The sequence below is a fragment of the Sulfurimonas sp. ST-27 genome, from assembly GCF_048081595.1.
Lineage (GTDB): Bacteria > Campylobacterota > Campylobacteria > Campylobacterales > Sulfurimonadaceae > Sulfurimonas > Sulfurimonas hydrogeniphila.
The window spans coordinates 2,106,151-2,129,534 of the sequence record NZ_CP182226.1 but is presented as its reverse complement, the minus strand read 5'-3'; the positions used below and the strand labels follow the sequence as shown (position 1 = coordinate 2,129,534).

The 23,384-nt window shown below is 39.4% G+C and carries 25 protein-coding genes; 11 read left to right on the top strand and 14 right to left on the bottom strand.

What is annotated here, in order from left to right; translation table 11 throughout:
* Positions 1 to 3: 3 nt before the first annotated feature.
* Entirely contained in the window at positions 4 to 3,126 is a 3,123-nt protein-coding gene (locus ACM66U_RS11160; protein ID WP_418640781.1) for an efflux RND transporter permease subunit, read from the bottom strand.
* A 124-nt stretch (positions 3,127 to 3,250) separates the two neighbouring features.
* Here ACM66U_RS11160 and ACM66U_RS11155 point away from each other — a divergent pair, with 124 nt between their 5' ends.
* Positions 3,251 to 4,525 carry an MFS transporter gene (locus tag ACM66U_RS11155; protein ID WP_418640780.1) on the top strand — a complete coding sequence of 425 codons (1,275 nt, stop codon included), beginning with the start codon at positions 3,251 to 3,253 and terminating at the stop codon, positions 4,523 to 4,525.
* 52 nt (positions 4,526 to 4,577) lie between these two features.
* Here ACM66U_RS11155 and ACM66U_RS11150 read toward each other — a convergent pair whose 3' ends face one another.
* From ACM66U_RS11150 to ACM66U_RS11135, 4 genes are all read right to left on the bottom strand, one after another.
* Entirely contained in the window at positions 4,578 to 4,916 is a 339-nt protein-coding gene (locus ACM66U_RS11150; RefSeq protein WP_418640779.1) for a DUF86 domain-containing protein, read from the bottom strand.
* Positions 4,913 to 5,206 carry a nucleotidyltransferase family protein gene (locus ACM66U_RS11145; RefSeq protein WP_418640778.1) on the bottom strand — a complete coding sequence of 98 codons (294 nt, stop codon included), beginning with the start codon at positions 5,204 to 5,206 and terminating at the stop codon, positions 4,913 to 4,915. The genes ACM66U_RS11150 and ACM66U_RS11145 overlap by 4 nt, the downstream gene beginning before the upstream one ends.
* 64 nt (positions 5,207 to 5,270) lie before the next feature.
* A complete protein-coding gene (locus ACM66U_RS11140) occupies positions 5,271 to 6,269 on the bottom strand; it encodes an efflux RND transporter periplasmic adaptor subunit (protein WP_418640777.1) in 999 nt (332 codons plus the stop codon).
* Positions 6,266 to 7,444, bottom strand: a complete 1,179-nt coding sequence (locus ACM66U_RS11135) for a TolC family protein (protein WP_151899356.1) — start codon at positions 7,442 to 7,444, stop codon at positions 6,266 to 6,268. Before ACM66U_RS11135 ends, ACM66U_RS11140 begins: the two co-directional genes overlap by 4 nt.
* A 166-nt stretch (positions 7,445 to 7,610) precedes the next feature.
* Between ACM66U_RS11135 and ACM66U_RS11130 the strand changes: the two genes are divergently transcribed.
* Complete coding sequence (locus tag ACM66U_RS11130) at positions 7,611 to 7,949, top strand: hypothetical protein (RefSeq protein ID WP_151899357.1); 339 nt, start codon at positions 7,611 to 7,613, stop codon at positions 7,947 to 7,949.
* Between the two features lie 48 nt (positions 7,950 to 7,997).
* Positions 7,998 to 9,503, top strand: coding sequence for a diguanylate cyclase (locus ACM66U_RS11125; protein ID WP_418640776.1), 1,506 nt, complete (start codon positions 7,998 to 8,000; stop codon positions 9,501 to 9,503).
* Here the strand turns inward: ACM66U_RS11125 and ACM66U_RS11120 are convergent.
* Positions 9,486 to 10,391: an A/G-specific adenine glycosylase gene (locus tag ACM66U_RS11120; RefSeq protein WP_418640775.1), complete on the bottom strand. Its 906-nt coding sequence runs from the start codon at positions 10,389 to 10,391 to the stop codon at positions 9,486 to 9,488. The genes ACM66U_RS11125 and ACM66U_RS11120 overlap by 18 nt on opposite strands.
* A 29-nt stretch (positions 10,392 to 10,420) precedes the next feature.
* Positions 10,421 to 12,193 carry an ABC transporter ATP-binding protein gene (locus ACM66U_RS11115; protein WP_418640774.1) on the bottom strand — a complete coding sequence of 591 codons (1,773 nt, stop codon included), beginning with the start codon at positions 12,191 to 12,193 and terminating at the stop codon, positions 10,421 to 10,423.
* A 102-nt stretch (positions 12,194 to 12,295) separates the two neighbouring features.
* Here ACM66U_RS11115 and ACM66U_RS11110 point away from each other — a divergent pair, with 102 nt between their 5' ends.
* Entirely contained in the window at positions 12,296 to 12,550 is a 255-nt protein-coding gene (locus ACM66U_RS11110) for a hypothetical protein (RefSeq protein ID WP_151899361.1), read from the top strand.
* A gap of 141 nt (positions 12,551 to 12,691) precedes the next feature.
* Entirely contained in the window at positions 12,692 to 13,693 is a 1,002-nt protein-coding gene (locus ACM66U_RS11105) for a cytochrome-c peroxidase (RefSeq protein WP_418641418.1), read from the top strand.
* 13 nt (positions 13,694 to 13,706) lie between these two features.
* On the opposite strand, the gene gltX is transcribed toward ACM66U_RS11105, so the two are convergent.
* Entirely contained in the window at positions 13,707 to 15,095 is a 1,389-nt protein-coding gene (gene gltX / locus ACM66U_RS11100) for a glutamate--tRNA ligase (protein WP_418640773.1), read from the bottom strand.
* Between the two features lie 174 nt (positions 15,096 to 15,269).
* Between gltX and ACM66U_RS11095 the strand changes: the two genes are divergently transcribed.
* The 4 genes from ACM66U_RS11095 to ACM66U_RS11080 all read left to right on the top strand — a co-directional run bounded on the left by ACM66U_RS11095 (position 15,270) and on the right by ACM66U_RS11080 (position 17,265).
* Complete coding sequence (locus tag ACM66U_RS11095; RefSeq protein WP_418640772.1) at positions 15,270 to 16,106, top strand: peptidylprolyl isomerase; 837 nt, start codon at positions 15,270 to 15,272, stop codon at positions 16,104 to 16,106.
* Between the two features lie 3 nt (positions 16,107 to 16,109).
* Entirely contained in the window at positions 16,110 to 16,547 is a 438-nt protein-coding gene (locus tag ACM66U_RS11090; RefSeq protein ID WP_151899364.1) for a deoxycytidylate deaminase, read from the top strand.
* Between the two features lie 189 nt (positions 16,548 to 16,736).
* Positions 16,737 to 16,970, top strand: a complete 234-nt coding sequence (locus ACM66U_RS11085) for an addiction module protein (RefSeq protein ID WP_188110013.1) — start codon at positions 16,737 to 16,739, stop codon at positions 16,968 to 16,970.
* Position 16,971: 1 nt separating this feature from the next.
* On the top strand, positions 16,972 to 17,265 hold the full coding sequence (locus ACM66U_RS11080; protein WP_151899366.1) for a type II toxin-antitoxin system RelE/ParE family toxin: 294 nt from the start codon (positions 16,972 to 16,974) through the stop codon (positions 17,263 to 17,265).
* 290 nt (positions 17,266 to 17,555) lie between these two features.
* Here ACM66U_RS11080 and arsC read toward each other — a convergent pair whose 3' ends face one another.
* Positions 17,556 to 17,915, bottom strand: coding sequence for an arsenate reductase (glutaredoxin) (gene arsC / locus ACM66U_RS11075; protein WP_418640771.1), 360 nt, complete (start codon positions 17,913 to 17,915; stop codon positions 17,556 to 17,558).
* A gap of 40 nt (positions 17,916 to 17,955) precedes the next feature.
* Between arsC and ACM66U_RS11070 the strand changes: the two genes are divergently transcribed.
* The gene (locus ACM66U_RS11070; RefSeq protein WP_418640770.1) at positions 17,956 to 18,495 is read left to right on the top strand and encodes a GAF domain-containing protein; all 540 of its coding nucleotides are present in this window, start codon (positions 17,956 to 17,958) and stop codon (positions 18,493 to 18,495) included.
* A 1-nt stretch (position 18,496) separates the two neighbouring features.
* Positions 18,497 to 18,991 (top strand): GAF domain-containing protein, encoded by a 495-nt coding sequence (locus ACM66U_RS11065; RefSeq protein WP_418640769.1) that lies wholly within the window; start codon positions 18,497 to 18,499, stop codon positions 18,989 to 18,991.
* Between the two features lie 52 nt (positions 18,992 to 19,043).
* On the opposite strand, the gene ACM66U_RS11060 is transcribed toward ACM66U_RS11065, so the two are convergent.
* The 5 genes from ACM66U_RS11060 to ACM66U_RS11040 form a co-directional block, all read right to left on the bottom strand.
* Entirely contained in the window at positions 19,044 to 19,379 is a 336-nt protein-coding gene (locus ACM66U_RS11060; RefSeq protein ID WP_418640768.1) for a DUF1931 family protein, read from the bottom strand.
* A gap of 82 nt (positions 19,380 to 19,461) precedes the next feature.
* Entirely contained in the window at positions 19,462 to 20,442 is a 981-nt protein-coding gene (locus ACM66U_RS11055) for a lytic murein transglycosylase (RefSeq protein ID WP_418640767.1), read from the bottom strand.
* Entirely contained in the window at positions 20,432 to 21,091 is a 660-nt protein-coding gene (gene murU, locus ACM66U_RS11050) for an N-acetylmuramate alpha-1-phosphate uridylyltransferase MurU (RefSeq protein ID WP_418640766.1), read from the bottom strand. The genes ACM66U_RS11055 and murU overlap by 11 nt, the downstream gene beginning before the upstream one ends.
* A 154-nt stretch (positions 21,092 to 21,245) precedes the next feature.
* Positions 21,246 to 22,190, bottom strand: coding sequence for an aminoglycoside phosphotransferase family protein (locus tag ACM66U_RS11045; protein ID WP_418640765.1), 945 nt, complete (start codon positions 22,188 to 22,190; stop codon positions 21,246 to 21,248).
* Positions 22,177 to 23,271, bottom strand: coding sequence for an anhydro-N-acetylmuramic acid kinase (locus ACM66U_RS11040; RefSeq protein ID WP_418640764.1), 1,095 nt, complete (start codon positions 23,269 to 23,271; stop codon positions 22,177 to 22,179). Before ACM66U_RS11040 ends, ACM66U_RS11045 begins: the two co-directional genes overlap by 14 nt.
* Positions 23,272 to 23,384: the final 113 nt, after the last annotated feature.

The window sequence follows — 23,384 nt, the reverse complement described above, 5'->3', positions numbered from 1 at the left end:
GGATTAAATATCCTCTTTTTGGGAAAGTTGTCGTTTTGCATAGATTTCAAACAGGATCGGAATGATGACAAGGCTCAAAACAGCTGAACTGACAACTCCGCCAAGCATAGGTGCGGCAATACGCTGCATGACTTCGCTTCCTACTCCGTGGGTATACATAATAGGTGTCAGACCTGCCAAAATAGCAAACACCGTCATAAGTTTTGGACGGACTCTTTGTACAGCTCCTTCATAAATTGCGGCATTGAGTTCTTTGATTCCAAAGTTTTTTCCATATTTTGCTTTATATTCATCCACCGCTTCCTGCAGATAAATTATCATGACGATGGCTGTTTCCGCGGCTACTCCAAGGAGTGCCAAAAATCCGACGATAACGGCTATACTCATGGCAAAGTTGAGGATGTCTATATAGATAAGTCCGCCTAAGAGTGCAAAAGGCAGAGTGAAAAAGACAATAATTGTCGGTCCCGGTTTTTTGAGTGCCATATAGATGAGTAAAAAGATGACAACAAGAACAGCAGGCACAATCCAGATGATACGCTTCATAGCAGAATCAAGATACTCTGACTGTCCCGCCCATTCTATATAGTATCCCGGATCAAATTTGATTTGATTGATGAACTTTTGTGCGCCTATTTTATACTCTGTTGCACTGATACCCTCTTTTGGTGTGATATAAATGAAGGTCACAGGTGCTGCCATTTCGCTTTTTATGACAGAAGCGCTCTGTCTGTAAGCCACTTTTGCAAGTGAACCAAGAGGAACAAAGCCAAGTTTGGTTTTGACCTGTATGTTTCTGATGGACTCAAGGCTTCTTCTCTCATTGTCTTCCAGACGCAGTGCGATAGGATAACGTTCAAGACCTTTGTACATTGTTGAAACTTTCATGCCCCCGATGGCAAAAGCTGTGTACTCCAAGAGCGTATCTTTTGTCATGTTGTATCGGGCAAGTTTCTCCTCATCAGGGATAATGTCAATGTAGTATCCGGCACTTGCCTGATCTGCAAATACGGAGAGGGTTTTGTCATACTCCCGCAGTTTGTCTTCTATCTGTTTGCCGAATTTTTGCAAACCTGCCGCATCCATTCCGTAGAGTTTGATACCGATAGGGGTTCGGATACCGCTTAAAAGCATATCGATACGACCGCGAATCGGGTAGGTCCAGGAATTTGTCAGTCCCGGAACCTGCAAAGCGGCTTCCATGTCTTCACGCAGTTTGTCATAGGTCATGCCTTTGGGCCACTCGGACTTTGGTTTGAGCGTGATGATAGTCTCAAGCATACCAAGAGGAGCAGGATCCGTTGCCGTACCTGCACGCCCGGCTTTGCCAAAAACATTTTCTACTTCGGGAAAACTTTTGATAATCTTGTCTGTTTTTTGCAAAAGCTGTTTTGTCTGGTCTATACTGATACCATAAGGGGTAACAGGCATATACATGAATGTCTGCTCATTGAGCATAGGCATAAATTCCCATTTCAGACTCTTGTAAAGCGGATACATGTAACCAAGAGAGAGTAGAACAAGAACAATGACAAGATATTTTGCTTTGAGGCCGTAGACAATAATTGGACGATAGAGCCAGATGAAAAATCTGTTCAGTGGATTTTTGCTCTCTGGCAGGATTCTGCCTTTGACAAAAAATATCATCAGTGCAGGGACCAGAGTGATGCTCAGCAGTGCGCCTGCAGCCATTGCAAATGTTTTGGTAAAGGCAAGCGGAGTAAACAACAGTCCCTCTTGACCTGTCAGTGCAAAAATAGGCAGGAATGATACGACAATAAGTGCAAGTGCGAAAAATATCGGACGCCCGACAAGCTGTGAGGACTTGAGTATGATAGCAATGCGCTCTTTTTCTGTCGGGATTCTTCCTTCTTTGTGTTCAAATTTGTGCAGCATTTTGTGGGCATTTTCTATCATGACGATGGAGGCATCAACCATGGCACCTATGGCAATGGCAATACCTCCAAGACTCATAATGTTTGAGCCGATACCAAAGATTTTCATCAGCAAAAAGGTAAAACCGACTGTTAAAGGCAGAACAATAATGACAATAAGCGAAGAGCGAAAATGCATCAAGAAAAGTCCAATGATGATGACAACAATAACGCTCTCCTCAATAAGCGTATCTTTTAAAGTGTCTACCGCTTTGTCAATGAGACCTGAACGGTCATAGACGGTGACAACATCCACACCCTCAACTTTAAGCTCTTTCATTTTTTCCTGAACACGCTTAATCATTGTATAAACATCTTCGCCGTAACGTGCCATAACGATACCGCCGACAACTTCGCCTTCGCCGTTTAAGTCTGCCAGACCGCGACGCGGTGCAGGGGTAAGTTCTACCCGTGCAATATCACCGAGTTTTACAGGTGTACCGGCTTTTGTTGTGACAACAAGTCCTCTGATATCATCAAGGTTTTTAATATAGCCTTTGGCCTGTACCATCCACTCATATCCGTTTTTAATGACGATACGCCCGCCTGTATCATTGTTGTTCTTGGCCAATACTCTTTTGATGTCCTGTATGCTGAGATTGTAGCGAACCAGATTGTCATTGTTTACTGTCACCTGAAAGGTAGGAATAAATCCGCCGATACTTGCTACTTCACTGACACCGTCAACACCCATAAGCGCATATTTATAGTAATAGTCCTGGAGGGTACGCAACTCGGCAAGATTCTTTGTTTTTGATTTGAGGGCATATTCATACACCCAGCCCACACCGCTGGCATCGGGACCAAGGGATACATTCATGTTTGCCGGCAATTGCGACTGAATGGAAGCAAGCTGTTCAAGAACACGGCTTCGTGCCCAGTAGAGATCTGTTCCCTCTTTGAAAATGATGTAGATAAGACCGTTCTCATAGGTAGAGTATCCACGTACCGTATCAATATTGGCAATAGCCAAAAACTGTGCAACAAGCGGATAGGTTCCCTGATCTTCGACAATTTCAGGAGACTGTCCTGCCCAATTGATTTGTACAATGACCTGAGGAGGAGACAAGTCAGGCAAAGCATCCAAAGGCGTGTTTTTCATACTCCAAATAGAAGCACCGACAAGAGCAAAAGCCGCCAAAAGAACAATAAACTTGTTTTTTATACTAAAAGCGATGAGTTTTTCTATCATAATTTGTCCATTTTTTTAGTTTTGAAAATTATAGCACGCTAGTGTGTAGTGTTTGTGAGAAATAGTATGAGACAATCAGGATTTTTAGAGGTTCTCTTAATATATTTTCTTATAGAATTAGGATATGAAAAACAATAATAAAAAATCTATATACTCCTGGGCACTGTATGACTGGGCAAATTCTGCCTATGCAACCACTGTTATGGCTGGGTTTTTCCCTATATTTTTCAAGTCTTATTACAGTGTGGGAACTGAGGTGACTGTGAGTACCGCGCAGCTCGGATTTGCAAATTCAATTTCGAGTTTTGTGGTAGTGCTTCTTGCGCCTTTGCTTGGGGCTGTGGCTGATGCAGGTTCACTCAAGAAGCGTTTTTTGTTTCTTTTTGCATTTTTGGGTATTTTGATGAGTGCCTCACTGGCTCTTGTCGAGCAGGGAAACTGGCAGATGGCGGCACTTGTCTATACGCTGGGAAATATCGGTTTTATGGGATCAAATATTTTTTATGACGCTTTGCTTCCCTCTGTGAGTAATGATAAAAATGTTGACTATGTTTCAGGCCTGGGCTTTGCCCTTGGATATCTCGGAGGCGGTATTTTGTTTGCCTTGAATGTTTTTATGGTACAGGAACCCGCCTTTTTCGGTTTTGAAGACAAGGCTGCGGCGATAAAAGCTTCTTTTGTCAGTGTTGCAGTGTGGTGGGCGGTTTTTTCATTGCCTCTTTTGCTTTTTGTAGAGGAGAAGAAGGGAGACAAAGAGCAGAAAAATATTTTATTGGTTGCAGGGTATCTGCGTTTGAAAAAAACCTTTCAAAGAGTGGCAAGTCTTAAAGGACTTTTGCTTTTTTTGGTGGCATACTGGCTCTATATTGACGGGGTGGACACTATTATCCGTATGGCTGTTGATTACGGAATGGCGCTTGGATTTGACAGCAGCAAGCTTATTTTGGCATTGCTTATTGTCCAGTTTGTCGGTTTTCCTGCCACACTCATAGTGGCAAAACTTGCCGATATCTGGGATACGAAAAAAGTCATCTATCTTTGCATTGCTGTCTATATTGTTATTATTGTTTATGCTGCGATGATGGAGGATGTCTATGAATTTTACATATTGGCCCTGCTTATTTCGCTTGTTCAAGGCGGTATTCAGGCATTAAGCCGTTCCTATTACGCAAAGATGATACCGCAAAAATATGCGGCAGAATTTTTCGGATTTTATGATCTTCTTGGAAAATTTGCAGTTATCATAGGGCCGCTTTTAGTAGCCTTTGTCGCACTCTTTAGCCATAATTCAAGACTCTCGATTGCTTCTGTCGCTATTCTTTTTATTCTCGGCGGACTGCTTCTCTTTTTTGTAGACGAGAAAAAAGTAGCAAAAGAAGTACGCGAAGCATTAGACTAAAGAAAATTTTGAACAGTTTGTTTTGGAATGGCAATACAGTAAGATAGAAATCTTATATTGTTTTGATAATTTTATCTATTTCAATTTTTATATTTGGAAGTTTGTTTTTTGTAACATTCCAAACAATTTCTTCATCAATTTCAAAATACCAGTGAATTAGTTTATCTCTCATTTTCGCCATTAGTGACCAGGGTAATTGTGTAAATTGTTCTGTAATCTCTTGTGGAATTTGCTTTGTGGCTTCACCAATAACTTCTATCTCTCTAATACAGGCACTTACTGTTTTGTCATCTTGAATAAACTCTTCATATGTCATATTGTGTGTGTATTTATTGATTTTTTCAATTCTTTCACTAATATCTTCTAAAAAAAGTTTATAGTTGCGTTTCATATAGCTATAGCTTCTTGTAAAATATCTTTTCGTAACTGTTTTTTTAATTTTCGTTTTGGTACTAAGTCAACCTGCGTTTGTAGTTTTTCACTTAAAAACTCTTCTAACTCTATAAAAGCAAGTAAATCCGGTATTTTTTTAAAATCGACTAAAATATCAATATCGCTCTCTTCTCCTTGCTCTTGACGTGCATAGGATCCAAAGATAAAAAGAGAGTCTACATTATATTTACTGCTGATATATGGTTTGACTAAAAGTATATTTTGTTTAATATCTTGTAATGATAGCATTATCATATACTCCTTTTTTTGTATTATAGCATACATAATATTTCTTCATACAAGACTCCATGTTTTAGTAAAGCCCGTTTATCTGCGCATCACTGTCCATCATAAAGAGGGCATTGTTGACAACTTCATCGCCGGCATTGAGTCCGCTTGTTATGATGTATGTTTCATTATTGAGCGGTTTGATATTGACTTCCATCGGTTCATACTCTCCCTCAAATTCTCCGACAACAAAAACATAGTATTTTCCGTCTTTTAAGATAACCGCACTCTGCGGCAGTGTCAGATACTCTTTTGCCTTGTCTTTTGAAATTACATCCGCATACATTCCCGGAAAAAGTGTATGGTCTTTGTTCGCCAAAGTGAGTCGCATAGTGAGCGTTGCCTCTTTTGGACTCAGATTTGGATAAAGAAACTTTGAATGCGTCTCGTATGTTTTATCGGTTGTTTTAAAACTGACACGAAAGTCATTGGCATGTTTGAGCCATTTGACATCATCTTCAAAGACCTTTACCTCAACCCAGACGTCATCAAGATTGACTATCTCAAAAAGATTTGTTTTTGCATTAAAAGCAGATCCTTCATTGATATTTTTCATAAAGATATAACCGCTTTGCGGTGCATAGATTGTTGTGTTCGGTGATACTTTTCTCATCTTTATAACTTGAGAAATCTCATTTGGCGCGACTTCCAGCAAAGAAAGTTTCAGCTTTGCACTCTTGAGCATACCTTTGTTTGGTCTGTTTTTTGTGTAGTTGTACGAGTTGACATAGTCCTCTTTTGCTTTGTATACTTCAGGAGAGTAGACAACTGCCAAAGGCTCGCCTTTTTTGACATATTTGTAAATTTTGTCGGCATAAAGTTTTTCGACAAATCCTCCAAAACGGGGACTCACTTCATACACTCTCGCTTCATTTGCTTTGACAAAACCGTAATTTTTTTTGCTGTGGCTTGTTTTTGTTTTTTGTACCTTGACGGTCTGAACTGAAAAAAGCTGTTCCACCGATGCTTCTTTTGCCGATACCATCAACGGCAGCAAAAGTAGTAATAATTTTAAATTTTTCACTGTAATTCTCCTTTAAGTTGTGCTATTTTGGCTTGTGCCAGGTTGTAGTTTGCGACGGCTTTGATACTTTTTTGTTCCAAATCAAGTTTTTGAAACAGGACATCTATATATTTGAACAAATCAGCCCCGACAGAGATGGAAGAGCTTGAAAGCTCAAACATGTGAGCAACCTGGGGAAGGGCTTCATCTTGAATAATATGATATATTTCATAAGAAGAGAGCATTTGCGCATAATAGGCTTCAAGCTCGGCATTGACAGATATCTGAGTATCTGCTTTTTGGCTTGTAGCGGAGAGAACCAAGGCGCGTGCTTCTTCTTCTTTGTAGTCTTCCGTGCCGTATATAGGCAGGCTCAAGCCGAAACCAAAATTAAAATAGTTGTTGAAATTTTCTCGAAGAGCATAGCCTGCGATGAGATTAATGTCCGGATAGTTGTTGAGATCTGCCATTTTTAACTTTGCATTTTGTTTGAGAATCTCTTTGTCTTTTATTTTAATATCCGGGTTCTCTGCTAAAGATTTTTGCAGTTGTCCCAAATCCGGTTTTTCCCCCATTTGTATATTTATATCCAAATGGTGTACTTTAAATGAGGCCAGATAGGAGAGTCTTGCATAGGCAGCATTGATTTTTTCACGCAAAACACTTTTTTGGATTTGCAGATCTGAGAGGGAGAGTTCCGCTTTCATTATTCCGATATGCTGGTTCTCATCAATACTTGTGTAGGATTCGTACAGATCAATGTTTTGCTGTGTCAGTGTGACATACTCATCAATAATTTTATACAATTCATTCAGTTTCCAAATGGTATAGGCTTCACTCTTTATCTGTGCAACCAGTTTTGTTTTTGCTGCATTTAGTTTTTCCTGCAACAAAGCATCTTCCGCTTCTGCAATTTTTTTGTTGGTTTCACGTTTATTGTAAAAAGGAATTTTTTGTTTGAATGTCACCACAGACTGACTCATCGCCTGCGAAGAATTGAGTGTATTTTTTGTTATGAGCAGTTGGGGGTTTTCAAATTGGTCGGAGACTGCTATATTGTATCTGTTTGCCTCAATTCTTTCATTGATAGCTTCCAGCGACGGTTTTTTTGCCAAAGAGATGTCAATAATTTCACTCAGGCTGACTGCCTGTGCTCCGGAGCAAAGTAGGAAAATACCCAGTATCACTGTTTTCATAAATTATTCCTCTGTTTTTTTAGTTTTCAAAGTATAGCATGCTAATGTGTAGTGTTTGTGAGTTTTGTTTCTTTTGGATAGGTACTTATGTCTACGCTAACTCAGCCAACGAAGCGGTGAGAAAGCCTTTTATTGTTAAGATGTTGTTTTAATAAAAAGGGAAAAAATGAAAGAGATAGAAGAATTACTGCAAAAGTACAACCATTTTAAGCATGAACAACTGCGTTCAATACAACAGCTGCCCGATACAAAAATTGTGACACTTGTGGTGCAGGATGACGAGGGGGAGGATATTCACACTGTTAAAATTACTTTTAGCGGTATCAATGCTTCGAGAATTTTGGAAAACCATGTCCTCTCTTTTTTAGATATGGGCTTTGGGATAACACTTATCAAAGAAAACAACCTCTATGGCTTTGCCCTTGGAAGCGGAAGTACAATGTTACATGTACACAATGCGCCTTTGTACATTGTCGCTTCTGATATCAAGATAGAAGAGAGCTAGCTTTATTCCTTAACATAGCTTTCAGTTTGTTTGCTATAAGCTATTTGTATGAAGAACTCAAAAAATAAATTTTTTATGATTGGGATTACCATTTTGCTTGTATGGGTTTTTATAGAAGCATACTTCTACATGATAGCTGTAGAGGCACAAAAAAACTATACTGACAATTTACTCAAAGATGCACGGGAACATTACGAAGAGATAGAAAATATCCGTAATCTTCCTGCCGAGATTGGAACTTTTTATGTGAAAGAAGGTGATGCCTTTAAAAAAGTTGATCCCAGTCTGCTTGTACAAACCCTCTTGAAACAATACCAAACAAACGATTTTTACTATACAGTGACTCCAAAGGTGCAAAAAAAGGGAGCAAATCTTTCAAAAAAACCTATTTACAGGCTTGAGAGCGAAAAAAAAAGGCTTTATTATGTTTATAAAGAGATTGCCATTGATATAGACGCTTCTTTCTATGTAGAGAAGATACAGAGCGTCTGGTTCAAGTTTTTTGCAGTAAGTTTTTTATTTACTGTTTTTACACTTGTCCTTCTTTTTCTCATCAGGTTTTTACAAAAAAAGAGCAGTAGTTATGAAAGGCTAAGCAATACGCTTGAGCTCAAAGTTCTCCAGCAGACAAAACTGCTCGAAGCAGAACATGCCAAAAAAGAGATTTATCTGGAGACGCTTTTTGAAAAGAGTCCCAATATCATCATTATTACAACCGGCAACAGTATTACCCGGGCGAATGAGGCATTTTTTAAATTTTTCAAAGAGTATGCTTCTTTGGAAGAGTTTAAAAGAGAGCATGAATGTATTTGTGACTTTTTTTGTGCATCATGCCATGGTGATACCATCAACAGCACAAAAATGCAATGGGTGGAAGATGTTCTGGGTGAGGAAGAGCCAATCATAAAAATATGTTACCTGGAGCAGGAATACTATTTTTCTGTGTATGCCAAAAAGATATATGAAGAGAATAAAATGCATATGATGGTGACATTAAATGATATAACAGAAATATATAATATTCGGCATAAATTTGAAGATTTGTCCATGCAGGACGCACTGACAAATATTTACAACAGGCGGTACTTTAATGTAGTGTTTCCCCAGGAGCTAAACAGAGCAAAAAGAACCCGTGAGAGTTTTTGTTTTGCGATTATGGATGTGGACAATTTTAAACTCTACAATGATAACTACGGGCATGATGCAGGGGATGAGGCACTTCAAAGCATTACTGCAAAAATCACAGAACTGACACAGCGTGCCAATGAGTTCTTTTTCCGTTTGGGCGGAGAAGAGTTTGGCTTTGTCTGCAGTGCCTATACAAAAGAGGAAGCCTTTAGACACCTGCAAAATATATGCAAAGAGGTGCAAAACCTGAAAATTGAGCATCTTTACAATGAAAAGTATGGAGTGCTTACTATATCTATAGGCGTATGTTATCTCTCTGATGCACGCGAGGGTGAAGTGAAATATATTTATAAAAGTGCGGACAATGCCCTCTATAAAGCAAAAGAGAGCGGAAGAAACAAAGTTGTTCTATTTGAAAACTGTTGAGAGCGCTTTTTTTGTCAAAGAGGAGATTGGAGCGCTGTGCAAGGCCTTTGTTTCTACCCAGATGCCACCTTCAAAAGAGTCGAGTGTGTAGAGCTTTACATGTAGGCGGTATTTTGTGTAGGCGTGTTTGAAACTGCCTAAAAAATCTTCTTCTACCGGGTCGACGGCAGGAAGTTCAAGCATGCCTTTGTACATGTTTCCTGTAGCCGGGGTAAGGGCTATTTTTTCATTTTGCATGCAAATACCGTAAAAAAGTTCGAGTGATTCATACTCTTTTTTCTTGGTTTTTGTATATAACTCCGCTTCTGTTTTTCCCTGACAGGTTTTTTGTAGCGGACACTCTTCGCATTTTGGGTTTTTGGGCAGGCAGACAAGCGAACCCAAATCCATAAGGGCAAGGTTATGGCTTCTGGTGTCTTTGTGATTAAGGAGTTTTTGTGCGTATTCCCAAACTGTTTTGTCCTTTACATGCAAGAGGGCAAAATAACGCTTGAGCACTCTTGCTATGTTTGTATCGACAACAGGAATATTCTGATTGCAGCCGAAACTGCAAACGGCACTTGCGGTGTATTGCCCTATGCCGGGCAGAGAGAGCAGCTCCTTGTAGTCTGTCGGCAGAGATTTTGGTGAAAGTCGGGCTGTTTTATGAAGGTTTCTTGCACGCGAATAGTACCCAAGTCCGCTCCATGCCGCTAAAACATCATCCAGCGGTGCATTTGCAAGGCTTTGAAGTGTGGGAAATTTTTCCAAAAACTGAGGATAGTATTCATCCCGTACACGATTGACCTGTGTTTGTTGGAGCATGATTTCGCTGAGATATACACGGTAAATGTCCTGTGTATTTCGCCAGGGAAGCTCATGCCTGCCTGCTTTTTCATACCATGCCAAAAGTTCTTTCTGTGCCTGTTTTATCTTTTTTATAACAACTGCTCCTTGAGAAATTCACTGTAGTGCCCTTCTTGTTCTTCAAGTTCTTCATGCGTACCGCGTTGGACTATTTCGCCTTCATTGAGGACATAAATCATATCGGCATTTTTAACAGTGCTGAGTCTGTGGGCGATGGTAATGACTGTTTTTTTCTCAAGCAGGGGAGCGAGTGCTCTAAAGAGTTTGGCTTCGGTGTGTACATCGAGTGCAGAAGTTGATTCATCAAAAATGACGACACTCGGATTTGCAATTATCATTCTGGCGATGCTGAGTCTTTGTCGTTGCCCGCCTGAGAGGCGTATGCCGTGATGCCCGACGAGGGTGTCAAGCCCGCTTGGCATACTTTGGAGCATATCTTGAAGCTGTGCGATTTCAAGAGCTTTGTAAATTGCTTCATCAGTGACATCTTCATGTCCCATTGTAATATTAAAACGCAAAGAAGCATTGAAAAGTATAGGCATCTGCAACACTAAAAATATTTTTTGGCGCACGGAGTGTTTGTCCAGCTCTTCTGTGGGGATATTGTTGTATCTGAGTTCGCCGGATGTTTTTTCATAAAAACCGGCAATAATCTGAGCAAGGGTTGTTTTGCCGCTGCCGCTTGCACCGATAAGCGCTGTTTTTGAACCGTATTTGACATCAAAAGTTATCTCTTTAAGAATGAACTTATCACTTGAGGCATAACTGAAGCATATATTTTTCAAAGAAATATCAACGCTCTTTGTTGTAAGTTTTTTCTCCCCGCTCGTTTCTGTTTTGAGTGTTAGGACTTTGTTGATACGCTCTAAAGCAGCTTTGGCGGAGGCATAACTGTACTGCATGGAGAGGATGTCCTGGACTGGTGTCATGATAAACCAGATGTAGCCAAACATGGCAAACATCATACCGATACTCAGATCACTGTAGGCTACAAGCAAAAGTCCTGAAGCGCGAATGAGTTCAAAAACACTTAAAAAGATTGTATAAGAGAGTTTTTCATAGGCGACACTTTTAAAGCTGAATTCATTGGAAGTATCCTGAATTTTTTTTGCCTGTTCTATCGCTTTGCCAAAAAAATGCTGTTCTTTGTTACTGGCCTTTATCTGCCCGAACAGATCAAGCGTTTCGCCGACATTTTCCTGAAATTCTGCAATTGCCTGGTTCTCTTCTTTTTTGAGTTCTCCCACGCGTGCGGACATTTTCTTGCTGACAAACATGATAAGCGGCTGCACAAAAAGTATGAGTATGCCCAAAACAGGATTGATAACAATCATCACGATACCGACGGCAAGAAGGGTTAAAACAGAGGCAACAAAACGTGAAGCACTGCTCATAATAAATGCATCAAGGGTATTGATGTCGGTGATAAGATTTGCCGTAATAGCACCGCTTCCAAGGGTCTCATAGGCATTCATGGAAGTTTTTTGGAGATGTTTTAAAAGACGTGAACGTATCATAAAAGTGACATATTTTGATATTTGCGTAAATATTTTTGTACTGATAACACCTAGAAAATAGTATAAAAAACGTAAAAATATAACGGCAAAGGCAACAAGTGCTATGTAATAAAAAGCAGAACCGCTCCCTAAAAATTTGTCAATAGTTGGAACAATATACTCCGGCTTGTGCAGCAGGACTTCATCTACCATGACCGGCAGCATCAAAGGAATGGGAACACTGACGATGATAGCCAAAATGGTCAAAATCTGCCCGTTTATCAGAGAAGATTTTTTATGCAGCGCTAATGCAAAGATGGATTTTATAGTGACAGGTTTTTGATTCATAAAAGAATTATATCTCAAAAAAGCAGACTCTAAAGTTAACTTTTTTATGTTTTTAGATATTTCAGGTATAATATATTGTGAAAAAATAGATAAGGACAGGTTATGAAGAAAATATTATTGGCAGTTGTCTTTGCCGGCTTACATGTAATGGTGCTTAACGGGGATGATATTACACAAAAGCATATTCAGCAACAGATACAAAAAGAACAAAAATATGCAAAAGAGCAGAGGTTTTATCAGGGAAAAGATTATAATCTCTCAGCAGTGGAAGTGGACCCAAGTGATTTGGATGCAATCCCTACCATTGAACCGGAAAATGATTTTGATATGACGGATGTCTACAGAGATGATATTTAATGGGGATATTTTGAAAATAGACGGATTTTATAGCTGAATAAGTTCTTTTTAAGCAATAATATTAAATAATTCTTAAAAGATAATATTTTTCTATTAATGAAAGTATGCTCTTTACTAAAAAAAGGATTCTCCGTGAAGAAAATGATTTTTTCATTATCAGTTGTTATATCATCCCTCTATGCTTCAGACACTCTCCTGTTAGAACAGGCAAAACAAAATTTTGCGCCATTGCCAAAAACATTTCCTTCTGCGCAATATACCATGACGCCGGAAAAAATCAGACTTGGAAAGATGCTTTTTCATGAAAAAAGAGTTTCTATAGACGGAACAACGAGTTGTGCCAAATGCCATCCGTTTAGTTATTACGGAGCAGATAATCTTGAAAAATCAAGAGGGAATTTTGGGAAACTGAATCCAAGAAATGCACCAACGGTCCTCAATGCTGCAGGTCAGGTTTCTCAGCATTGGCGCGGAGACAGAAAAGATGTTGAAGAGCAGGCAAGAAAGGCATTGCTCGGAAAAGGTTCTTTTGGCGCACCTTCTAACGAGTGGGTGGAAAAGAAGCTGCAAAGTATTGAACAATACCGTATTTTGTTTAAAAAAGCATTTCCAAATGATACGAAGCCGATAAGCGTTGCCAATTATGCAAAGGCGATTGGAGCATGGGAGCGCACACTTTCAACACCTTCACGGTTTGACGAATTTTTAGAGGGCAAAACAAATGCTTTGACACAAAAAGAAAAAACGGGGCTTAAAACATTTATAAAAACAGGCTGTGCCTCTTGTCATTCAGGAGCACTGCTTGGCGGTACAATGCTGCAAAAATTTGGAGTTGTTGCGCCTTACTGGGAGTATACCAAAAGCAAGAAGATTGATGAAGGTCGCTACAATGTCACGAAAAAAGAAGAAGACAAATATCTCTTTAAGGTACCGCAACTTAGAAATGTTGCAATGACTTCCCCTTATTTTCATGATGGCAGTGTTGCATCATTGCAAGAAGCTGTAAAAATAATGGCAAAGGTGCAGTTAGGGGTAGATTTATCGCAAGAGGAAACAGAAAGTATTTATCTGTTTTTACAATCTTTAACCGGGAAATTATCGCAAGATATAGTGACTGTGCCTATTTTACCGGAGACAAATTAAAACACAGAAGCCATTATATATTGGCTTCTATGGCTCTGGCAATACGAAGGATGGTTTCATCCTTTCCGATGACAGACATAACGACATCAAGTCCCGGACCGCTCATTTTACCCAGCAGTGCCACACGAAGCGGATTGCCGATTTTTCCAAAACCGATTTCCATCTCATTGATAAGGGCTTCCATCACATGATGATAGTCACTTGGCAGGTGCAGCTCTTTTGCTTCATCAAGTTTGTTTGCAAAATGTTCAAGAATTTCAATCGCATTGCCTTTAAAGGCTTTTTTGACCGCTTTTTCATCATATGACTGCGGTGTTGTCACTATCTCATTGATAAGCGTTGCCAGCTCTTTGAGGGTTTTTGCCCGTTCTTTAAGGGCGTCAAGCAAAATCTCTTTTTTATCGTGTGAACTTAGTACCACGCCAAAATCAGCGAGCAGTTCCGTCAGTTCTTCATTAGGTGTGTTTTTAATGTAGTGGGCATTGAGCCAGTCGAGTTTTTCCGTATTGTAAATGGAGGCTGATTTGTTGATGTCTTTTGGATCAAACAGCTCTTTCATCTCATCCATAGAAAAAATCTCCTGATCTCCGTGGCTCCAGCCAAGACGCACAAGAAAGTTAAGCAGTGCCTGTGGTAAATATCCCATCTCTTTGTATGCCATGACATCTGTCGCACCGTCACGTTTTGAGAGTTTTTTGCCCTGCGCGTTGTGAATCATAGGGACATGGTAAAATTTCGGAACATCAAATCCGAGCGCTTCATAAACGACGATTTGTTTAGGAGTGTTTGAGAGGTGGTCGTCTCCGCGAATTACTTCATTGATACCCATCAAAGCATCGTCTATTGCCACGACAAAGTTATAGGTAGGACTTCCGTCTGCACGGGCAATGACAAAATCATCCAAAATATCTTCTGCCTGAAACGAGATATCGCCTTTGACACCGTCATGCACGACTATTTCACCGCTTAGAGGTGCTTTGATGCGGATGACAGGATCAACACCTTCGGGAGGAGTTCCGCAAAAGTCACGGTATCTGCCATCATATTTTGTCCGTTCTTTGTTTGCCATTTGTTGCTCACGCAAAGCATTAAGTTCCTCTTTGCTCATATAGCATTTGTAGGCTTTGCCCTCATCAAGCAGCTGCTGTATGTATTTTTTGTAAATATCTTCACGTTTGCTTTGGTAGGTGATTTCTCCGTCTGCTTCAAGTCCAAGCCATTCAAATGCTTTTAAAATGGCTTCTGTTGCCTCTTGAGAATTTCTTGCTTTGTCGGTATCTTCAATGCGAAGAAGAAACTTTCCCTTGTTCTTTCTTGCCCACAGATAAGAAAAAAGAGCCGTGCGTAAACCGCCAATATGCAGATAGCCTGTAGGAGATGGAGCAAAACGAGTAACAACCATGATATACCTCTTGTGTTAGTGTTCACTTCTTATGTAAACTTAGCGTGAGGCTCAGACTGGCAAGGAGAATTTGCCCTCTAAGTTAAGGTTACATAAGAAGTTTCTTGCAATTTTAGGCAATTGTTGGTTAAAGGCTGGTAAAATACTCTATTAAAATTAACAAAATGGATTTTTATGTTTAAATTACTCGTATTACTTATGCTTGCAAGCTTAGTAAATGCAGAAGTCTATGATGGTGTCGCAATTGTTGTAGAAGATAAAGCAATTACTCTGCTTGATATTGAAAAAGAGATGCAGCAGGCGCATATAGATGCAAAAAAAGCGTCCGACATCCTTATTCGTAAAAAACTTGAAGCCCTTGAAATTGCCAAAAGAGATATTTCGGTTTCAAGTACGGAAGTGTATGATGATATTAAAAAAATGGCTGAAGCAAACGGATTGACAATCAGTCAGTTGTATGATGCTGTGAGAGAACAAAGTGGCTTGAGTTCTACCGAGTTCAAAGAAAAAATAAAACAAAAACTTTTAAGCCAAAAGCTTTATGTTGCCATTGCAATGTCATCACTCTCCGAACCGACTGACGAAGAGATAAAAGAGTATTACGAGCTGCACAAAAAGCAGTTTAACCATCCCGAATCTTTTTCTGTCATCATAAACGAATCAAAAGACAAAAGCCGACTGCAGGAAAAAGTAGACAATCCAATGTTTTATGCACCCGATATCAAGACACAGGAGCAGGTATTGCCTTACAATAAAATTCCACCACAGCTTGCGGCAATCTTGGAAAAAACACCCCCAGACCATTTCACTCCGGTTTTGCCTGACGGCAGAGGCGGTTTTATGTGTTGTTATGTAAAGTCGACAACAAAATCAAAAAAAGTGGATCTGAAAAAGCTGAAACCGCAGATCATCAATGCGATTATGGCAGAAAAACGTGAAGCGGTTTTGAGTGACTATTTTGCACGGCTTCGTGACAATGCAGATATCAACATTATCAGACTGCCCAAATAAACTATGCTCAGCGATAAAAATTTTATAAACATAGCTTCAGAAATAGCCTCAGCATCCAAATGCGTTTCAAAACAGGTCGGTGCTGTCATTGTCAAAGACGGACGCATCTTAAGCACAGGCTACAACGGAACGCCTGCAGGCTATACGAACTGCTGTGATCACTGGAACGACGAATACACCAAAGAGCACCATGAGTGGAGCAAGACATACGAAATTCATGCAGAGATGAACGCGATTATCTGGGCGGCGAGAAAGGGCATCTCCATTGAGGGCGGAACAATTTACGTCACTTTGGAACCTTGCAGCGAATGCAGCAAAAATCTTATTGCCAGTGGCATCAAACGCATTGTATATGCCAAAGAGTATGAACATACTCACTCCAAAACCATCTCAAAGTTTTTGGAAGATAACGGAGTGAGCATAGAGCAGTTAGCTCTTTAAAAACTCTTTTGCTTTAGAAATAGGAAGACAATTGCCATGCCTTGCGGGTATTTATTGGTGAACTTAGTTGTTATATCTAAGCTACTTAAGAAAATTTATCATTGTTTTTCGAAAATAGATTTTAAATTTAATAGAAAAGCATCTATTATTTTGTTAGAATAGTAGTATATGCTTAAAATGGAGTTCATTATGCTAACCTTAAAACAAGAACAACTATTTGAAGAAATAGACATTTTACCGATAGATTTAAAAACTAAAATTGTTGATAAGTTACTGGCAAGTATCACACCTTCAAATGCTGCAATAGATTCTTTATGGATTAAAGAGGTAAATAGACGTAGAGATGAGATAGAAACCAATCAAGTTTCACATGTTAACGGGGATGAAGTTTTTAAAAAAATTTTTCAAAGATTAAACGCATAGTATGATATATTTTTTTCATCCTGATGCAGAAGCTGAACTTAATGCTTCAGTAAATTATTATGAAGAATGTCAAACTCATTTGGGTTTAGAGTTTGCACATGAAATTTACAAAACAATCCAAAGAATTATAGAATTTCCAGATGCTTGGCAAAAGCTTGATAAAGATATTCGAAGATGTTTAACAAATCGCTTTCCCTTTGGTGTAGTTTACTATCAAAAAGATGATGAAATAATAATTTTAGCAGTTATGCAACTTCAAAGAAAACCTAACTATTGGAAATCAAGAAAGACATAGAAATTCCACCCTTGTACGTAAATCTCCACTTTTAGGGTGTAAAGTAACAAAGATATAACAAAAATGAGGAGACTAAGAGTTGATTCTATCAAGTAGGAGCGAACAAGTATCCATGAAAACTCATTTTCAAAGATGGCAATCACGCACTCGCGCTCCCTGTTAGCATCCTCAAAAATTTTATTTTACACAATTTAAGTTGAGAGTCTTTTTTAGATTACAAAACTAACTGTGCTTAAATGTCAGCAAAACATACGAGCCAAATGAATGATAAAAGAGTAAGCATAGAGCAGTTAGCTCTTTAAAAACTCTTTTGCTTTTTCTGGCGGACGGGCGATGATTGCCTCTTTGTCATCTTTTATAATTATCGGACGTTCTATCAGTTTTGGGTGTTCTGCCATTGCCGCAATAAGTTTTTCCTCATCTTTTTCATTTTGCAAATCAAGCTCTTTGTAAATTGCTTCTTTTGTGCGCATCATCTCTCTTGCACTTTGGAGTCCGAGCATTTTTATAATGTTTTTGAGTTGTGCGGCACTCGGACGTTCGTCAAGATACTTGACAACATCGGCAGCAATACCGTTTTCTTCTAATATTTTAAGCGCCTCTCTTGATTTTGAACATCTCGGATTGTGTAAAATAGTGTATTTACTCATTCTCTTTCCTTTTTTTTAGTAGAATTTTACACTATAATAGTTGCAATTGATTAATAAAGAGGGCTTTGGAATGAAATATAAAAACAAATCATTAAAACTTGCCGAGTTTGCAAGAGAGTTGTTGACAAAACATTCTCTTGAAGATGGTCTGCCTCTGATTGCAAAATATGTCAAAGATGTCATAGGTGCTGAGCGGTGTTCTATATTTATATATGATGCTGCTGCAAATGAGGTGTGGACAACCCTGGCGGATGAAGTTAAAAAAATAACACTTCGTGCAGATAAAGGGTTGGTGGGGTATACACTCAAGGCAAAGAAACCTGTTGTAGCAAATGATGCCTATGCCCATCCGGAGTTTTTGCCCGAAATTGATTCGGCGACAGGTTATATTACAAAAAATATCATAACAGCACCAATATTCAGCTCCAAAAGAGAGATTATCGGGGTGATGGAACTTTTAAACAAAGAAGAAGGATTTGATGAAGAAGATGTCCGTTTTATGATATTTTTTGCACATTATGTCAGCGGATTTTTAGAACTGCTGCATACGTATTTAGATCAAGAAAAGAGAGTGGATTAATATGAAACAATTAAAGAGAATTGCCGAATTCGGTAAAAAACTGATGACAACTAATGTGATTGATGATGCAATTGTTTTGATAAGTGATGAGGCAAAATCTCTTGCAGAGGCACAAAGATGTTCTATATTTATTGTGGACAGTGATGATGAGATACTCTGGACGACACACAGTGACGGAATGGGAAAAATCGTTGTTAGTGCGGATGCGGGGATAGTTGGCGCCACATATAAAAGCAAGACACCGCAGATAGTGAACAAACCTTATGAAGACGAGCGGTTTTTACAGCACATAGATAAAAAAAGCGGCTATCTGACCGAAAACATGCTGACAGTTCCTGTATTTGATTCAAAGAGAAATGTAATGGGCGTGATGCAGCTGCTTAACAAAGAAACAGACTTTACCCCGCAGGATCTGGAGACACTCACTTTTTTTGCCAATTATGTGAGTGGAAGCCTGGAACTTGTACTGATAACACAGATACAAGGCGGGGAATAAACACCTTGTATTTTCTCAACATTGCATTGTAATATTGAGAACTTTGTGTGCTTTACTGATAAGTTCGTGATTTGTTTTCAAGTTCAATTTCAAGTGATAAAACCGGTGGATAAAAGCTAAGCGTTTGCGCAACATCTTTTGCATCTATTTCTGCTTCAAGTTTTTTAAAAATTTCGACAGTCTCCTCAAACCCTTTTGTAATCGGCATATCTGCCACCCAGATAACATCACGACCATTGTATTTTGCATTTTTTTGAGCGATTATGAGCATATCATATAACTTCTGTTCCACTATATCTGTGACCTCTTTCGCATGTCCTTTATGAATATCCAAAGATGCACTTTTTCTAAAAATCTCTTGTAATTTTGTAAATCCTACTACTGCCATTTCTGACTCCTTTTGTTTTTTTGTTTAAGGTGAAGGAATTATGACAGCTTTTGATTTTTTTTAATGCCACCTATGTAGCAAATTATTCAGTTTTTAGTAAAGTGTGAGCATCATAGGCTAATCGAATGACGCCGACGGCATAGTTTGACGAGTTGTTGTAACGCATAATTTTTTGTACATATTTTCTCATATACTGCAGGTGCTTTTTGCCTTTGCTGAAACATTGGTATGCTTTGCCGCTTTTGCTGCTTCTCTCATAGCAAAACGATGCATTGTCGTATTTGTAGGCATAGGCGTACCACTCTTGTTCTGTTTTTGGAATATCGGGCATTTTTTTCCAGTCAATGAGTGTGTCAAATTTTGCCTTTACATGTAAGAACTTCGCAGCAGAGAGGATGGCGTCTTCCATTTTACTCAAGTCTGCGACTTTGCCTTTGTAGCTGTCTGTGTAGATAAAACTGTTTGGCATAAACTGCGGGATGCCGACAGCTCCGGCGTAGGAGCTTGGAAGGTTGCATTGTTCGGGTTTGACACCTTTTTTGTAGCAGTGTTCAATAATGGAAGCCATATTTGTTTTGCCCATTTTTAAGAGCCACTTGTTTCGGTGGGTATTGGGTTTTGTGCGTGTTACGATAGTGTTGAAAACAATGAAGGCATCATGTGTCGGTTTTATTTTGCCGAGTTTTGTCTCTTTGAGCAAAATGGCGGCAATGATTTCACGGTTGACATGATATTTATTTTCGGCATAGTCGTAAACATCTTTGTATTTTTGAAGATTTTTTACCATTTTTGGAACATATTTTATCAGTACATTGTTTGCCTGTTTCTCTTTTTCTTTATGGTATTTTATTTTTGAAGGCTGTATGTATTTCCAGGTTATTTCATCATACTTTTGTGTTTTAAAATAGGAGAGTAGAAATTGGTTGGCATATTTGTAACTGACGCCGTGTTTGACGACTTTTTTGCAAATATCTTCATAATGTCTGTTTGTAAAATTGCAGTTGTCATATTTTGCAAAGAGTGTATTGCTTAACAAAAGTAAAAATATCAGTTTAGTTTTCATTGATTTCTTGAAGCCTTTGTGGTGTGCCTATATCATGCCACATTTTGTTAAATACTTCGCCACTGACAAGATTTTTGTCGATATTTTTTCTCAAAAGCGGAGCGAGCGGGCTTTTTTGTAACGCTTCGTTTTCAAAGAGTTTCGGATGGTAGTAGCCTATGCCGGAAAAGGTGTACATTGTTTTGTCTTTATTTGTTACAAGTCCGTTTTGGAGTCCAAAGTCTCCTGTTGGATTGTGTACAGGATTGGGTACTAAAACAAGATGGGCAAGCACGTCGGTGAGTTTGAAGTTCGGATTGAATCCATATGCGCAGAATATATCACCGTTGACAAGCAAAAAAGGCGCATCTCCTAAAAGCGGCAGTGCTTTTTTGATACCGCCGGCACTCTCGAGGGCTCCGCTGTTTTGTTCATCGGAGTAGTGAATTTTGACATGCCACCGTGAGCCGTCTCCGAGGTACTCTTTGATTTTATAGCCAAGATGGGCAATATTGATAATGATCTCCTCAAAACCGTTTTGAGCCAGCTTTTCAATATGCCACTCTATCAGCGCCTTTCCCTTTACATGTAACAAGGGCTTTGGCAGAGTATCGCTCAAAGGACGCATGCGCTCACCCCGACCTGCCGCAAGTATCATCGCTTTCATCATATGCTCTCCTTTTTTATGGGTTTTAACCTGGCTATTCGTCTTGAAAGACACAAAGCCCGCGCTACAGAAAAAAATTTAGTTTTTTTCTAAGTCATGCTTTAGCATAGAAAGTACGGGTTCCGGGAAAATCATTTAACTTAATGGAACCCAGACTTCAGTCTGGGCTGAGTTTCCGTAAAAGTTTCCCAAACTCTTTTGTCTCATCATATCGTAAAGCTGTTTCAATAACATAACGCAGTGTCAGCGGAATATCTTTTACATATCCCTCCTTACCGTCACGCAAATGCAGACGCGAAAAAATCCCCAACACCTTTATATGCCGCTGCAATCCCATAAAATCAAACCACTTTAAAAACTCTTCACTGTTTACATGTAAACCCTTTTTACGGGCAAATAAAAGTGCCAGCGCCTCGATCTCTTTGCGTTCAAAAGAAATATAACAGTCTTTTAACAGCGAAACCAGATCATAGGTAAGTGCCCCGCTCATGGCATCCTGATAATCAATTATACCGAGTTCATTTTTGCTTGTGAGCATAATATTTCGCGAGTGAAAATCACGATGTACAAAAATGTTTTGCGGCTGAGACAATACAACGCCGGATATCGCCTCAAGGGTAGAAGATATCAGCCTCTTTTGTTCTTTGTTTACATGTAAAGCAAGCTTTTTTTCCAGATACCACTCTTGCATTAAATCCATCTCTGTATGGAGAAATTTTTTGTCATACAGCGGCAGGTTTTTCGTATCGGCACTTTGCATTTGTATTATTGCATCAATGGCTTTTTCATACAGGCTTTTAAAGTTTTCACGCTTGAGTACATCCAGCAGATTTGTAGAGCCGAAATCTTCCAGAATCAAATACCCGAGCGAGAGATTTTGCGAAAGAATTTTCGGTGCTTTGACCTTTACATGTAAGAGCCTTGCCGTGATGTTTACAAAGGGTGACAAAGAGTGTTTTTCCAAAGAGGCATCCATCAAAATAACAGAATGATTTTTATGTGAAAGCCGATAATATTTTCTAAAACTTGCATCAGCCGAGGCAACTGCGATGGCATACTCTTTATAGGGAGTGGTTTGCAACCAGGCTTTAATCTGCTGCATAAATAGCTCCTGCTATGGAATCTTTTTGGGCACCGGTAACTTTGGCGAGGGCAAGCGGCTCTTTGTGCAGGCGTTTTTTTGCAAACCAGGCAAATGCCATGGCTTCTAAAAAATCACTGCTGATCCCGAGGGCATCGCTTGCAATCACTTTGGCATGGCACAGATTTGAGAGCCGTTGCATCAAAAAGCTGTTTTTTACGCCGCCGCCGCAAATTATGAGCTGTGTCGCCTGTGTGGCATTGACGTCATTGGCAATGGAGCGGGCGGTAAGCTCGAGCAGAGTTCTTTGTATCTGTGCATCGGATAAATATGCAAAATCTTGCAGCTGTTTTTCAAGCCATGCGGCATTAAAATACTCTCTGCCTGTACTTTTTGGCGGTTTTTGTCTGAAATAGGCATCGTCAAGCATTGTTTTGAGCAGTTCTTCATCTGCTTCGCCGCTTTTTGCAAATGCTCCTGCTGCATCATAGCTTTTATGCTGAGTTTTTTGTATCCACACATCCATCAAAACATTCCCGCAACCGACATCCCAACCGCCAAAAGTATCAAAAAGCAAAGAGATGTTTGCCATCCCTCCGATGTTGACAACTGCCGTATGCTCTTGTGTAGTGGCAAATAAAAACTGATGAAAAAGAGGGGCAAAAGGCGCTCCCTGACCGCCGTTTGCTATGTCTTTGCCTCTAAAATCCGCCACAGTCGTGATGCCTGTCTTGGCTGCAACGATGTTTGCGTTGCCTAGCTGCATGGAAAAAGGATACAAAGAATCAGGTTCGTGCCAAAGTGTCTGTCCGTGCAGACCGACGGCAACTATACTCTTTAGATGTAAAGCATTGCTTTTTATAAAATCATTGATACTCTCTGCAAAAAGAAGCCCGAGTCTGCTGTCGCATTCTCCGATTTGTCTTAAAGTGGCAGAATTGGCTGTAAGTTTGAGAACTTCTTCTTTTAATTCGTCTGGAAAAGGATACTCCTGTGCCGCAAGGAGTTTGCAGTTTGCAGTATCTATTTCACACAGAGCAATGTCAATGCCGTCAAGACTTGTCCCGCTCATAACACCGATGTAGAGTTCTTTTTTTATCATGTTTTTCCTGTTTCTTTTGATTATTATATCTATTTAGTAATAATTTTTTGTAACCTGGGCTCTAGTTTTGAAAGACACAAAGCCCGCACTACAGAAAAAATTTAGTTTTTTTC